General features: G+C 71.1%; 11 protein-coding genes. All 11 read right to left on the minus strand.

Going from position 1 to position 12,429, the window contains the following annotated elements:
• Positions 1-56: 56 nt before the first annotated feature.
• Positions 57-1,190: a caspase family protein gene (locus tag IE263_RS15210; RefSeq protein WP_189936551.1), complete on the minus strand. Its 1,134-nt coding sequence runs from the start codon at positions 1,188-1,190 to the stop codon at positions 57-59.
• A complete protein-coding gene (locus tag IE263_RS15215) occupies positions 1,174-1,602 on the minus strand; it encodes an effector-associated constant component EACC1 (protein WP_189936553.1) in 429 nt (142 codons plus the stop codon). The genes IE263_RS15210 and IE263_RS15215 overlap by 17 nt, the downstream gene beginning before the upstream one ends.
• Positions 1,595-2,953: a serine/threonine-protein kinase gene (locus IE263_RS15220; RefSeq protein WP_189936555.1), complete on the minus strand. Its 1,359-nt coding sequence runs from the start codon at positions 2,951-2,953 to the stop codon at positions 1,595-1,597. Before IE263_RS15220 ends, IE263_RS15215 begins: the two co-directional genes overlap by 8 nt.
• A gap of 40 nt (positions 2,954-2,993) precedes the next feature.
• Positions 2,994-5,522, minus strand: a complete 2,529-nt coding sequence (locus IE263_RS15225; protein ID WP_189936557.1) for a RelA/SpoT family protein — start codon at positions 5,520-5,522, stop codon at positions 2,994-2,996.
• Between the two features lie 181 nt (positions 5,523-5,703).
• Positions 5,704-6,252 (minus strand): adenine phosphoribosyltransferase, encoded by a 549-nt coding sequence (locus IE263_RS15230; protein ID WP_189936559.1) that lies wholly within the window; start codon positions 6,250-6,252, stop codon positions 5,704-5,706.
• Entirely contained in the window at positions 6,249-7,361 is a 1,113-nt protein-coding gene (secF, locus tag IE263_RS15235) for a protein translocase subunit SecF (RefSeq protein ID WP_189936561.1), read from the minus strand. Before secF ends, IE263_RS15230 begins: the two co-directional genes overlap by 4 nt.
• 3 nt (positions 7,362-7,364) lie before the next feature.
• Positions 7,365-9,116: a protein translocase subunit SecD gene (gene secD, locus IE263_RS15240; RefSeq protein ID WP_189936563.1), complete on the minus strand. Its 1,752-nt coding sequence runs from the start codon at positions 9,114-9,116 to the stop codon at positions 7,365-7,367.
• Between the two features lie 139 nt (positions 9,117-9,255).
• Positions 9,256-9,744, minus strand: coding sequence for a preprotein translocase subunit YajC (yajC, locus tag IE263_RS15245; protein ID WP_189936565.1), 489 nt, complete (start codon positions 9,742-9,744; stop codon positions 9,256-9,258).
• Positions 9,745-9,952: 208 nt separating this feature from the next.
• Positions 9,953-11,044, minus strand: coding sequence for a Holliday junction branch migration DNA helicase RuvB (gene ruvB, locus IE263_RS15250; protein ID WP_189936567.1), 1,092 nt, complete (start codon positions 11,042-11,044; stop codon positions 9,953-9,955).
• 133 nt (positions 11,045-11,177) lie between these two features.
• On the minus strand, positions 11,178-11,783 hold the full coding sequence (gene ruvA / locus IE263_RS15255; RefSeq protein WP_189936569.1) for a Holliday junction branch migration protein RuvA: 606 nt from the start codon (positions 11,781-11,783) through the stop codon (positions 11,178-11,180).
• Positions 11,780-12,310 carry a crossover junction endodeoxyribonuclease RuvC gene (gene ruvC / locus IE263_RS15260; RefSeq protein ID WP_189936571.1) on the minus strand — a complete coding sequence of 177 codons (531 nt, stop codon included), beginning with the start codon at positions 12,308-12,310 and terminating at the stop codon, positions 11,780-11,782. The genes ruvA and ruvC overlap by 4 nt, the downstream gene beginning before the upstream one ends.
• Positions 12,311-12,429 lie beyond the last annotated feature (119 nt).

Genomic DNA, 12,429 nt, shown 5'->3' on the forward strand with positions numbered 1-12,429 from the left:
GCCCGGCTGTGGGAGACCACGGCCGGGCCGTTTCGCGTGTCGGGCCGTACAGCCCCTCAGGCCGGTCCGCCCCGCTCGCTGATGTCCAGGGCGTGTTTGAGGACCTCGCAGGCCTGAAGGTGGTTGCCGGACTCCTGGAGCAGATCGGCCAGTCGTCGGCAGACCAGGACCGCCTCGGGTCCGTACACCTTGTGGACCTGTTGGAAGGCGAGTTCCAGGACCTCGATGGCCTCCTTGATCTGGCCGGTCTCGGCAAGCAGTTCGGAGAGTTCGAGCTGGACGGCGAGGAGGTCGCCCTCGGCGCCGGCGGTCTGCTGTTCCTGGAGGGCGAGGCGCAGGACGGGCAGGGCGTCGCGGATGTTGCCCTTGGCGCGTAGGAGACGGGCGACGGCGAGACCGGTGGAGACCATGGCGGCGCGGACGTCTGCGGGCAGGACGGGTCCGGGGACACGGTGGCCGGCGCGGGCCTTGTTGCGCGCCAGGGGGAGCCGTCCGACGCCGTTCTCCTGGGAGTGCTGGGGCAGCGGCCGGTTCTTGGCGCGCAGGCGCTCCAGAAGGACGCGGTAGAGCGTGTCCAGGTCGATCAGCTCGGGGGCGTCGTCGACGCCGTGGCGCAGGACGCCCAGGAGTTCACCGGTGAAGGCGGTGTAGCGCTCGCCGTCGGGGGCGAGGGCGATCCGGTCGCGGGGTGAGGCGGTCAGGACGTAGGCGCCGTCCACGGCGGCCTCCGCGGCGAGGATGTCACCGCCGCCCAGGGCACGGGCGGCGCGGCCGCTGAAGCAGCAGTCGAGGACGACGACCTTGCGGCGGGCACGGGCGGAGCGCAGGGCGGTGCGCAGGTGCTGGTAGGCGACGGCCGTGTAGCCGAGGTGTTCGCGGGAGTCGCCGAGGGCGAGGTAGAGGTCGGCGGACTCGGCGTCCCGCATGCCGTGTCCGGCGAAGTAGACGAGGAGGGTGTCGGTGGCCTCCTCGCTCGCCTGGTGGACGGGGTCGAGCAGGGCCTGGGCACTGAGCGGGTCGGTGACGACCGTGCAGTGCTGTACGGGCAGACCCCAGACGGTGGCGTCGCACAGTTCGGCGGCGAGGTCCACGACGCCCGCCTCGACGGCGGGCAGTTGAGGCAGGTGGCGGTAGGAGGCGGTGCCGATGAGGACGGCCCGCGAGCGTGCGGGGTCAGGGAGTGCCGTCATCGCCTCCGCTTCCCTCGGTGCGCGGGCCGGGCAGGGTGGCGGCGGGTGTGCCGTCGCCGTCGAGGAGCGTGACGAGGCGGCGTACGGTCTCCTCGTCGCGGGCCGCCTGGGCGGTGAGGAGGACCTCGACGTCGCCGCGGCGCAGGGTGACGGCCGGGGCCCGGCGGCGGGAGGTCTGCCACTGCAGGACGGAGACGACGAGGGAGGCTGCCGACAGACCGCCGGAGACGGCGAACTGCAGCAGGTCGAAGCCGGTGCCCATGCCGCCGGGCGGGGGTGGGCCGAGGCTGCCGGGGTGGACGAGCAGGTCGACGGTCTCGTCCTCGCGCAGCCACAGCAGCAGGGAGCGCAGGTCGTCCTCGGTCCCCGTGACGTCCAGGGAGGCGGAGAGCCCCGCGCCGAAGTCAGTCATCGTGTCCGTCCGTTCGTCGTGCCACACGTCTGTTGACGCTGGAGAACAGCTCCAGCGCGTCGCGCCCGGCGTCGAGCCTGGCCAGGCACACGGCATGCCAGTACTGGCTGGTCAGGGTGGTCGGGTGGTCGGGTCCGAGCGTCGAGAGGCAGACCGGGACGACGACCGACAGCATCTGCGCCGCCTCCTCGAGCCGGCCGCGCAGCACCAGGGTGACCGCCTCGCGCTGCCGGGACAGCGCGCTCCGCGGGCTCATGCTGTCGAGGACGAGCCGACGGGTGGCGTCGCTGAGGGTGGCGGGCCGGAACGGGTCGGACGGCGCCTCTCGCTGAGCGGGCAGGACGGCCGCCTCGTCCCAGAGGTACTCGGGCGCCTCCTCGACCCGGGAGACCGGTTCGGGGATCGGCGGGAGCGTGTGCACACCCTGTACGGCGTCCTCGCGCGCCCGGCCCGTCACCAGGTCCGCCAGCAGCTCCGTACCGCCGTAGCTCAGGGGCAGCAGGGTCTCGCGGACCGTCTCGGCGTCCTGCCTGCGCAGAGCGGGGTCCTGTCGGCACAGGTCGTCGACCAGGCGGCACAGGTCCGCCGGGACGTCCGGGCGGCGGCCGGAGAGGCGGGGGACGCCGTCGCCGAGGGCGCGCTGAATGATGGCGCCGAAGTCGGCCGTCGGGCCGAAGGGCAGTTCGCCCGTGATCATCAGGTACATGCAGGTGCCGAGGCCGTACCAGTCCGCCGCGCCCTCGGGCAGGGCGCCGCGCATGGCCTCGGGGGCCATGAACTGGGGCGTGCCGACGAGGGCGCCGGTGCGGGTGATCGCGGCCTCGCCGGCCAGCCGGGCCAGTCCGAAGTCCTGGAGGACGACACGCCCGCTGCCGGTGATGCCGACGTTGGTGGGTTTGACGTCGCGGTGCAGGACGCCGGCCCTGTGGGCAGCGTCCAGCGCCTCCGCGATGCCGTACGCCACCGTGCTCACCACCGGGGTCGGCAGCGGTCGCCCGCCGGAGACCAGGTCGGCGAGGTTCCTGCCGTCGAGGACCTGCATCACGAGGTACGGGGTACCGTCGTGCACCCCGTCGTCGTAGAGCGTGACGACGCCGGGGTGGTCGATCCGGGCCAGGGCACGGGCCTCGCGCCGGAAGCGGTCCCAGGCCTCGCTGTCCCCGGTGAGGCCCTCGACGGCGGTGAGCATCTTGACGGCGACGCGACGGTCGAGCCGGGTGTCCTCCGCCTCGTAGACGACGCCCATGCCACCGCGCCCGAGGAACCGGACCGGACGGTAGCGGCCGGCGACCAGGACGGGTACCGAGGGCGGCGCAGCACCCGTTAACTCCTCGTGTTCCGGCCCGCCCATGCCGCTCCCCCGTCTCCCCCTGATGAGGTCACCCCACAGGTTACGGCCTGCGCGCCGACGTCACCCGGTAGACGTCGTAGACGCCCTCCACTCCACGCACCGCCTTCAGGACGTGCCCCAGGTGTTTCGGGTCGCCCATCTCGAAGGTGAAGCGGGACGTGGCGACGCGGTCGCGGGAGGTCTGGACGGCCGCCGAGAGGATGTTGACGTGCTGGTCGGACAGGACGCGTGTGACGTCCGAGAGAAGCCGGGAGCGGTCCAGGGCCTCGACCTGGATCGCGACCAGGAACACCGAGGACTGCGTGGGCGCCCACTCGACGTCGAGGATGCGCTCGGGCTCGCGGGACAGTGACTCCACGTTGACGCAGTCACTGCGGTGAACCGATACGCCACTACCGCGCGTGACGAAGCCGATGATCGGGTCGCCGGGCACGGGCGTACAGCAGCGGGCCAGCTTGACCCAGACGTCCTCGACGCCCTTGACCACGACACCGGGGTCCTGGTTGCTGCGCCGCTTGCGGCCGCGGGTGCGGGACGGCGGGACCGCCTCGTCGATCTCCTCGGTGGCCGCCTCCTCGCCACCGAGGGCCTGCACCAGCTTCTGTACGACGTTCTGCGCGGCCACATGGCCCTCGCCGATCGCCGCGTACAGCGAGGAGATGTCCGGGTAGCGCATCTCGTGCGCCAGGGTGACCAGCGAGTCGCCGGTGAGGATGCGCTGGATCGGCAGGTTCTGCTTGCGCATCGCACGCGCGATGGCGTCCTTGCCCTGCTCGATCGCCTCGTCGCGGCGCTCCTTGGAGAACCAGGCCCGGATCTTGTTGCGGGCGCGCGGCGACTTGACGAATCCGAGCCAGTCGCGGGAGGGGCCCGCACCGGGGGCCTTGGAGGTGAAGACCTCGACCAGGTCGCCGTTGTCCAGAGTGGATTCGAGCGGTACGAGCCTGCCGTTGACCCTTGCGCCTATGGTGCGGTGGCCGACCTCCGTGTGGACCGCGTACGCGAAGTCCACCGGCGTCGCCCCGGCGGGGAGCGCGATGACATCACCCTTCGGGGTGAAGACGAAGACCTCGTTGCGAGAGAGGTCGAAGCGCAGCGACTCCAGGAACTCGCTGGGGTCCTCGGTCTCCTTCTGCCAGTCCAGGAGCTGCCTGAGCCACGCCATGTCGTTGATGGCGTCCTTGTCCTTGCCGGACGACTTCGGTGCGTCCGTGCGGACCTTGGAGGCGCCCGCGACGGCCTCCTGCTTGTACTTCCAGTGCGCGGCGATGCCGTACTCGGCGCGGCGGTGCATGTCGAACGTGCGGATCTGGAGTTCGACCGGCTTGCCGTTGGGGCCGATGACCGTCGTGTGCAGCGACTGGTACATGTTGAACTTGGGCATCGCGATGTAGTCCTTGAACCGGCCGGGGACCGGGTTCCATCGCGCGTGCACGGTGCCGAGGGCCGCATAGCAGTCGCGGACGGTGTCCACGAGGACGCGGATGCCCACCAGGTCGTAGATCTCCGCGAAGTCACGGCCGCGGACGATCATCTTCTGGTAGACGCTGTAGTAGTGCTTCGGGCGGCCGGTGACGGTCGCCTTGATGCGGGCGGCGCGCAGGTCGGCCTGGACCTCGTCGGTCACTATGGCCAGGTATTCGTCACGCTTCGGTGCCCTCTCGGCCACCAGCCGTACGATCTCGTCGTACATCTTGGGGTAGAGGATCGCGAAGGCGAGGTCCTCCAGTTCCCACTTGATGGTGTTCATGCCGAGGCGGTGGGCGAGCGGCGCGTAGATCTCCAGGGTCTCGCGCGCCTTCTTCTCCTGCTTCTCGCGCTTGAGGTAGCGCATGGTGCGCATGTTGTGCAGGCGGTCGGCGAGCTTGATGACCAGGACGCGCGGGTCCTTGGCCATGGCGACGACCATCTTGCGCACGGTCTCCGCCTGCGCGGCCTCGCCGAACTTGACCTTGTCCAGCTTGGTGACGCCGTCGACGAGGAGGGCGACCACGTCGCCGAAGTCGCGGCGCAGGTCGTCCAGGCCGTACTCGGTGTCCTCGACGGTGTCGTGGAGGAGGCCCGCCATGAGGGTGGCCGGATCCATGCCGAGCTCGGCGAGGATCGTGGTCACCGCGAGGGGGTGGGTGATGTACGGGTCGCCGCTCTTGCGCTTCTGGCCGCGGTGCCAGCGCTCGGCGACCTGGTAGGCGCGCTCGATCTGGCGCAGCGTCGACGTCTCGATCTTGGGGTCGTTGCTGCGCACTATCCGCAGCAGCGGCTCCAGGACCGGGTTGTAGGGGTTCGCGCGCTGGACGCCGAGGCGGGCGAGGCGGGCGCGGACGCGGTTGGAGGAGCCGGAGCGGGCGGACGGCTGCGCGGGGGCCGGGCGGGCGGCGGGCGTGGCGGAGGAGCGCTCGGGCGGTGCCGGCTTGGGGCGGGGCTGCTCTGCCGGCTTGTCGACGGGCGCGGAACGGTCGTGCTCGACCGGCCCGCGGGCGGCGTTCTGCGCTTGCGACGCGGGCGTGGCCGCGGGCCCCGAGGCGGACTCGGGCTTGGCGGCGGTCAGGTGCTGGGCCTCGTCTGGCAAGAGGGCTCCTCGTGCGCGATCCGGGTCCCCCGGTCAGGCTCCGGAGCACCCATCGTAGCGATCCTGGGCCACAGGATCGCCTCCAGCCCGATGTGAGGGCCGTCTACCGGAGAAACGCAAGGGGCGGACGCCGGATTCCTCCGGGCCCGCCCCTTGCTCGAACGACAGCCGTACGACGTGCTCAGACCGTGAGCAGCGCCTCCACCGGCGCTCCGTCCAGCGCCGCCTCCAGGCGGGGCCGGCCGTTGAGGAAGCCGAGCTCCATCAGAACGGCTACGCCCGCGACCTCGGCGCCCGCGCGCTGGATGAGCTGGATCGACGCCTCGGCGGTGCCGCCGGTGGCGAGGACGTCGTCGACGACCAGGATGCGGTCGTCGGCGGTGAGGTCCTCGGCGTGTATCTCGATCTCGGCCGAGCCGTACTCCAGGTCGTAGGCCTGGGCGAGGGTGGCTCCGGGAAGCTTGCCCGCCTTGCGAACGGGGACGAAGCCGAGGCCGGCGCGGACGGCGACCGGGGCGCCGAGGATGAAGCCCCGGGCCTCCAGGCCGACGACCTTGGTGGCGCCGGTGCGCTCGGCGACCTCCGCGAACGCGTCGGTGAGCGCGGTGAACGCCGCCGGGTCCGCGAGCAGCGGGGTGATGTCCTTGAACATCACCCCCGGCTCCGGGTAGTCGGCCACGTCACGGATGCGGCTGAGCAGCAGCGCCGTGATGTCTGTGAGCTCCGTCATCGGCGCTTCCCCGAGGGTCGGCCGCGGCCCCGGCTGCGGGAGGCGGGCTGGGAGCGCGGGCCGACGACCGCGGCAGGGGCGTCCTCCGGCTCGTCGTCGTCCGCGTCGTAGCCGCGGACCTCCGCGACCTCCTCGTCGGCGGCGGCCTGGGCCCGCTTGGCCAGGACACGCTTCTTCAGGGCCTTGATCTGCGGCTCGCGCTCCTTGAGGTCGGCGACGAGCGGCGTGGCGATGAAGATCGAGGAGTAGGCACCGGCCGCGAGACCCACGAACAGCGACAGCGAGATGTCATTGAGCGTGCCCGCGCCGAGGAAGCCGCCACCGATGAACAGCAGGCCCGCGACCGGCAGCAGCGCGACCACCGTGGTGTTGATGGAGCGGACCAGGGTGCTGTTGATCGAGCGGTTGGCGATATCGCTGTACGTGAAGCGGGTCTGCTTGGTGAGGTCCTTCGTCTGTTCCTTGAGGGAGTCGAAGACGACGACCGTGTCGTAGAGCGAGTAACCGAGGATCGTCAGCAGACCGATCACCGTACCCGGCGTGACCTCGAAGCCGACGAGGGCGTAGATGCCGACGGTGATGGTGATGTCGTGGATCAGGGCGACGAGCGCGGCGATGGCCATGCGCCACTCGAAGGCGATCGCCAGGTAGATCACGACGAGCACCATGAAGATCGCCAGGCCCTGCCAGGCCTTGTCGGCGATCTGGTCACCCCAGCTGGGACCGACCAGGTCGGCGTTGATCTGATCCCTGTCGACCTTGAAGTCCTCGGCGAGGGCGGTCTGGATCTTGTCGGACTGCTGGGTGTCCATGCCGGCGATCTGGATGCGCAGCGTGTCGTTGCCCAACTTCTGCACGACCGCGTCATGGCCGGACGCTTCCTTGGCGTACTCCTCGGCCTGCGACACGGAGACACTGGTCTTCGGGGTGGTGAAGACGGCACCGCCCTGGAAGTCGATGCCCATGTTCAGGCCGCGCACCGCCAGACCGACAATGGCCGTGATGGTGATCAGGATCGAGATGCCGTACCAGATCTTGCGGTGGCCGATGAAGTCGTAGCTGACCTCGCCACGGTGCAGTCGGGCGCCGAGGTTGCCGAGTTTCGACATCGCTCACGCCTCCTTCGTCTCGACGGGGGCGGAGGGACGGCGGGTGCGGCGCAGCGGCGGCTTGGCACCCAGGCTCTTCGGGTCGAGGCCGGACCACTTGTGACCGCTCGCGAAGAACTTCCGGCGCGCGGCCAGCGTCATCAGCGGCTTGGTGAAGAAGAAGACCACGACGACGTCGAGGACGGTGGTCAGACCCAGCGTGAACGCGAAGCCCTGGACCTTGCCGACGGTGACGACGAACAGCACCGCGGCGGCGAGGAACGACACGAAGTCGGAGACCAGGATGGTGCGCCGGGCGCGCGGCCAGGCCCGCTCGACGGCGGGGCGCAGCGAGCGGCCCTCGCGGATCTCGTCCCGGACGCGTTCGAAGTACACGATGAACGAGTCCGCCGTGATGCCGATGGCGACGATGGCACCGCAGACGGCCGGCAGGTTCAGCGCGAAGTTGATGGTCGGCCCGAGCAGCGACATGATCACGTAAGTGAGGGCCGCGGAGACCAGCAGCGAGGCGATCGCGATGAGCGACAGGCCGCGGTAGTAGGCCACCAGGTAGATGACGACCAGGGCGAGGCCGATGGCGCCGGCGAGCAGACCGGCCTGCAGCTGGTCACCGCCGAGCGCGGCGCTCACCGTGGTGACGCTCTGCTCCCGGAAGGAGAGCGGGAGCGCACCGTACGACAGCATGTTGGCGAGGCTCTGGGCCTCCTCCTGCTTGAAGCTGCCGGAGATCTGGGCCTGGCCGCCTGTGATGGCCGAGTTGACGTACGGGCTGGAGACGACCTCGCCGTCCAGGACGATGCCGAACTCGTTCTGCGGCGGCTGGTTCTGCGCCAGCTTGCCGGTGATGTCCGCGAACTTCTTCGCACCCTTGTCATTGAAGGTCATGGTGACCTGCCAGCCGGCGGCGGTCTGGGTGTCGAAGACGGCCTGGGCCTTCTTGACCTCGGTGCCGTCGACGGCGGCCGGGCCGAGCAGGTACTTGTACCAGACGCCCTGGATCTCACCGCAGCCCAGGGTCGTGTCGCCGGGCTTGGCCCCGTCACCGGTCTTGGCGCGGACCGACTCCTTGGAGCAGTCCAGGTTCGCGTACTGGGCCTGGAGCGCGGCCTCGCTGGTCGCGCCGCCGCTCGCGGAGGCCGACGGGCTGGCGGAGCCGGTGGCGCTCGCCGACGCCGACGGGGTCGAGTCCGCCTTCAGCGCGTCGGTGACGGCGCGGCCCTGGGAGGTGGCGGAGGCCGACGGCGTGGAGGAGGTGGCCTTCTCACCGCCGGCGGAGGCGCTCGCGGAGGGGCTCGGCGAGGCGGTGGCGGAGCCGGTGGCGGACGGGCTCGGCGAGGCGCTCGCGGCGGAGCCGGTGGGCTCGCTGGCCAGGACCGGACGGAAGTACAGCTTGGCGGTGGTGCCGACCTGGTCCCGGGCTTCCTTGGAGTTGGTGCCCTTGGGGATGTTCACGATGATGTTGCGGTCGCCCTGGGTCTGCACCTCCGCCTCGGAGACGCCCAGGCCGTTGACACGGCGATTCATGATCTCGACCGCGGTGTCCATGTTGGCCTTGTTGATCGCGGACCCTTGGTCGGCCTTCGCCTCGAGCGTGATGCTCGTACCGCCGGCAAGGTCGATGCCGAGACGCGGAGTCGTGTGCCCAGCGAGGAACATGCCTCCGGTGAGCGCCACGATGGCGATCAGGATCAGGGCCAGCGAGCGCCCCGGCTTGCTCTGGGCGCTCGCGTTCCGGCCCTTTTTAGGTGCTGCCACCTTCTCGTACTCCCTCTCGGGCCGCCCCGCGCCGGGTCAGCGCGGGCGGCGGCCATGACATGGTGTCGGGATCCCCTATGTGCGAGATTGCGCGCGTCCCGGGGCACGCGGGTGCGACCCACGTGCCCCGGGGACGTGACTACTTCTTCGCGTCGGAGTCGCCGTCGGTCTTCTTCGGCTCTTCGTCGGCCTCGGCGTCGGCGGTCTGCTCCTCGGTCTCGTCCTTCTTGCCGAGGTCGACGGGCTTGTCGTCGGAGGCGGCGGCAGCGTCGGCGGACTCGTCGGTCTCGGTGAGGGAGGAGGCGTCGTCCGGGACGACGTCGGAGTCGGACTTCAGGTCGTGCTCGATGCCGTGGACGATGCGGTTGTACTCGTCGTCGGACAGGACGGCGCCGATCGCGTTCTTCGCGAAGAGCAGTTCCACCCCCGGGCCGGCGTCAACGAGGACCGTGTCCTCGTTGACCTCCTTGACCGTCGCGTACATGCCCCCGATGGTGCGGATACCGCTGCCGGGCTGCATGGCGTTCCGCATTTCCACGGCCTGCTGCTGCTTCTTCTTCGCCGACCGGGTCATCAGGAACATGGCCCCGATGAGCACGATGAACGGGAGGAGGGTCACGAGACTCACGGGTCGGTACTTCCTTCACGCGACCGCGATGGTGAGCGGCCTACTGGTTGGGGGTATGTGTGCTGCCGACAAGGGCGGCATCGGCGGAGTCTAAGCGAGTCCGCGTGCAGGGAACAACGTTCAGCATGGCACCTGGGTTCCTGGGCCCGCGAATGCCCTCGCCGATGTCCGGCCGACGCGGGTGACGTGCGGGGGACATCCCGTGCCGTCAAGCCCCGAACAGGTCCTGTTGTCCGTTCCCCGCAACGGGGCGGGGCGGGGTGAGGCCGAGGTGGGTCCAGGCGGCGGGGGTGGCGACGCGGCCGCGCGGGGTGCGGGCGAGGAGGCCCTCGCGGACCAGGAAGGGTTCGGCGACCTCCTCGACGGTCTCGCGCTCCTCCCCGACCGCGACCGCGAGCGTGGACAGGCCGACCGGCCCGCCTCCGAACAGCTTCAGCAGGGCCTCCAGGACCGCGCGGTCGAGGCGGTCCAGGCCGCGGGCGTCGACCTCGTAGACGGCGAGGGCCGCGGAGGCGATCTCGCGCGTGATGACGCCGTCGGCCTTGACCTGCGCGTAGTCGCGGACGCGGCGCAGCAGACGGTTGGCGATACGGGGCGTGCCACGGGAGCGGCCGGCGATCTCGGCGGCGCCGTCGGTGTCGATCTCGACGTCGAGGAGGTTCGCCGAGCGGTGGATGACCCGCTGGAGTTCGGCCGGCTCGTAGAACTCCATGTGGGCGGTGAAGCCGAAGCGGTCGCGCAGCGGGGGCGGCAGCAGGCCCGCGCGCGTGGTGGCGCCGACCAGGGTGAACGGAGGCAGTTCGAGGGGGATGGCGGTGGCGCCGGGGCCCTTGCCGACGATGACGTCGACGCGGAAGTCCTCCATCGCCATGTAGAGCATCTCCTCGGCGGGCCGCGACATGCGGTGGATCTCGTCGAGGAAGAGGACCTCGCCCTCCTGGAGGGAGGAGAGGATCGCGGCGAGGTCGCCGGCGTGCTGGATGGCGGGGCCGGACGTGATGCGGATCGGGGCGCCCATCTCGGCGGCGATGATCATCGACAGGGTGGTCTTGCCGAGGCCGGGGGCGCCGGAGAGCAGGACGTGGTCGGCGGTGGCGCCCCGCGCGCGTGCGGCGCGCAGGACGAGGTCGAGCTGTTCGCGGACCTTCTCCTGGCCGATGAACTCGCCCAGGTCCTTGGGGCGCAGGGCGGCCTCGACGGCCTGGTCCTCACGATCGGCGACAGAGCCCACCAGCCGCTCCGCGGCGGGGCCGACGAGCCGCTCGGGGGCGGGGGTGTCGGTCGGGTCGTCCCAGTTCACTGACGTTCTCCTAGCTGGGTGGTGCCGGGCACCGCCGATCGGCCGGGGGGCCGGGGGTTGTCCCCGGGGGAGGCACTGCACGGAGTGTGCCGCGGGGCCCCTGGTCCGTTCGGCGAGGGCGGTCGTGAGCGGCTCAGCGGGCTCTGTTCAGGGTCTGCAGGGCGGCCCGCAGCAGCTGCCCCACCTGGGGCGTGCCCCCGGCGGCCTCGGCCTGGGGGGCGACCGCGGCGACGGCCTCGTCGGCTTCCCGGGTCGCGTACCCGAGGCCGATCAGCGCCGCGTGCAGCTGGTCGCGCCAGCCCTGGGTGACCGGCGAGCCGATCGCGGGGGCGCCGATCGGCTCGCCCAGGCGGTCCCTCAGCTCCAGCAGCAGCTTCTGGGCGCCCTTCTTGCCGATGCCGGGGACGGCGACGAGCGCCTTCTCGTCACCGGTGGAGACGGCTCTGCGCAGGGCGTCCGGGGTGTGCACGGCCAGCATGGCCTGGGCGAGGCGCGGGCCGACGCCGCTGGCCGTCTGGAGCAGTTCGAAGACCTGCCGCTCGTCGTCGTCGGCGAAGCCGTACAGGGTCAGGGAGTCCTCACGGACGACGAGGGACGTGGCGAGCCTGGCCGGCTGGCCGATCCGGAGCGTGGACAGGGTGTTCGGCGTGCACTGGACGGCCATGCCGACACCGCCCACTTCGACGACCGCGGCGTCGGGGGCGAGTGCGGCGACCGTGCCGCTCACGAAGGCGATCATGCCGTACGGCCTTTCGTTGCGTGCAGGGCGACGGCCTGCTGGAGTCGGTTCTGCGCGGGGGCGCGCCAGATGTGGCAGATGGCGAGGGCGAGCGCGTCGGCGGCGTCGGCGGGCTTGGGGGGCGCGCTGAGCCGCAGCAGGCGGGTCACCATGGCGCCGACCTGGGCCTTGTCGGCGCGGCCGCTGCCGGTGACGGCGGCCTTGACCTCGCTGGGCGTGTGCAGGGCGACGGGGATGCCGCGGCGGGCGGCGCAGAGCATGGCGACGGCGCTGGCCTGGGCGGTGCCCATGACCGTACGGACGTTGTGCTGGCTGAACACCCGCTCCACGGCGACATATTCGGGCCGGTGCTCGTCCAGCCACTGCTCGATGCCCTGCTCGATCGCGACGAGGCGGTGCCCCAACTCGGCGTCCGCGGGCGTACGGACGACACCGACGCCGAGCATGGTGAGCGGGCGCCCGGCGACCCCCTCGACGACCCCTACACCACATCGCGTCAGTCCCGGGTCCACCCCCAGTACGCGCACGCGCCCCTCCCTGCACTCCTTTGCGGCTGAACCGCCGCCGCTCTCGCGGACCTGGCTGAGCACCGTCGGGGTTCCTCAATTGATGGTTGCGGTCCGTGGACGGAGATCTTTCACTGTCG

The organism is Streptomyces aurantiogriseus, assembly GCF_014649375.1.
Taxonomy (GTDB): domain Bacteria; phylum Actinomycetota; class Actinomycetes; order Streptomycetales; family Streptomycetaceae; genus Streptomyces; species Streptomyces aurantiogriseus.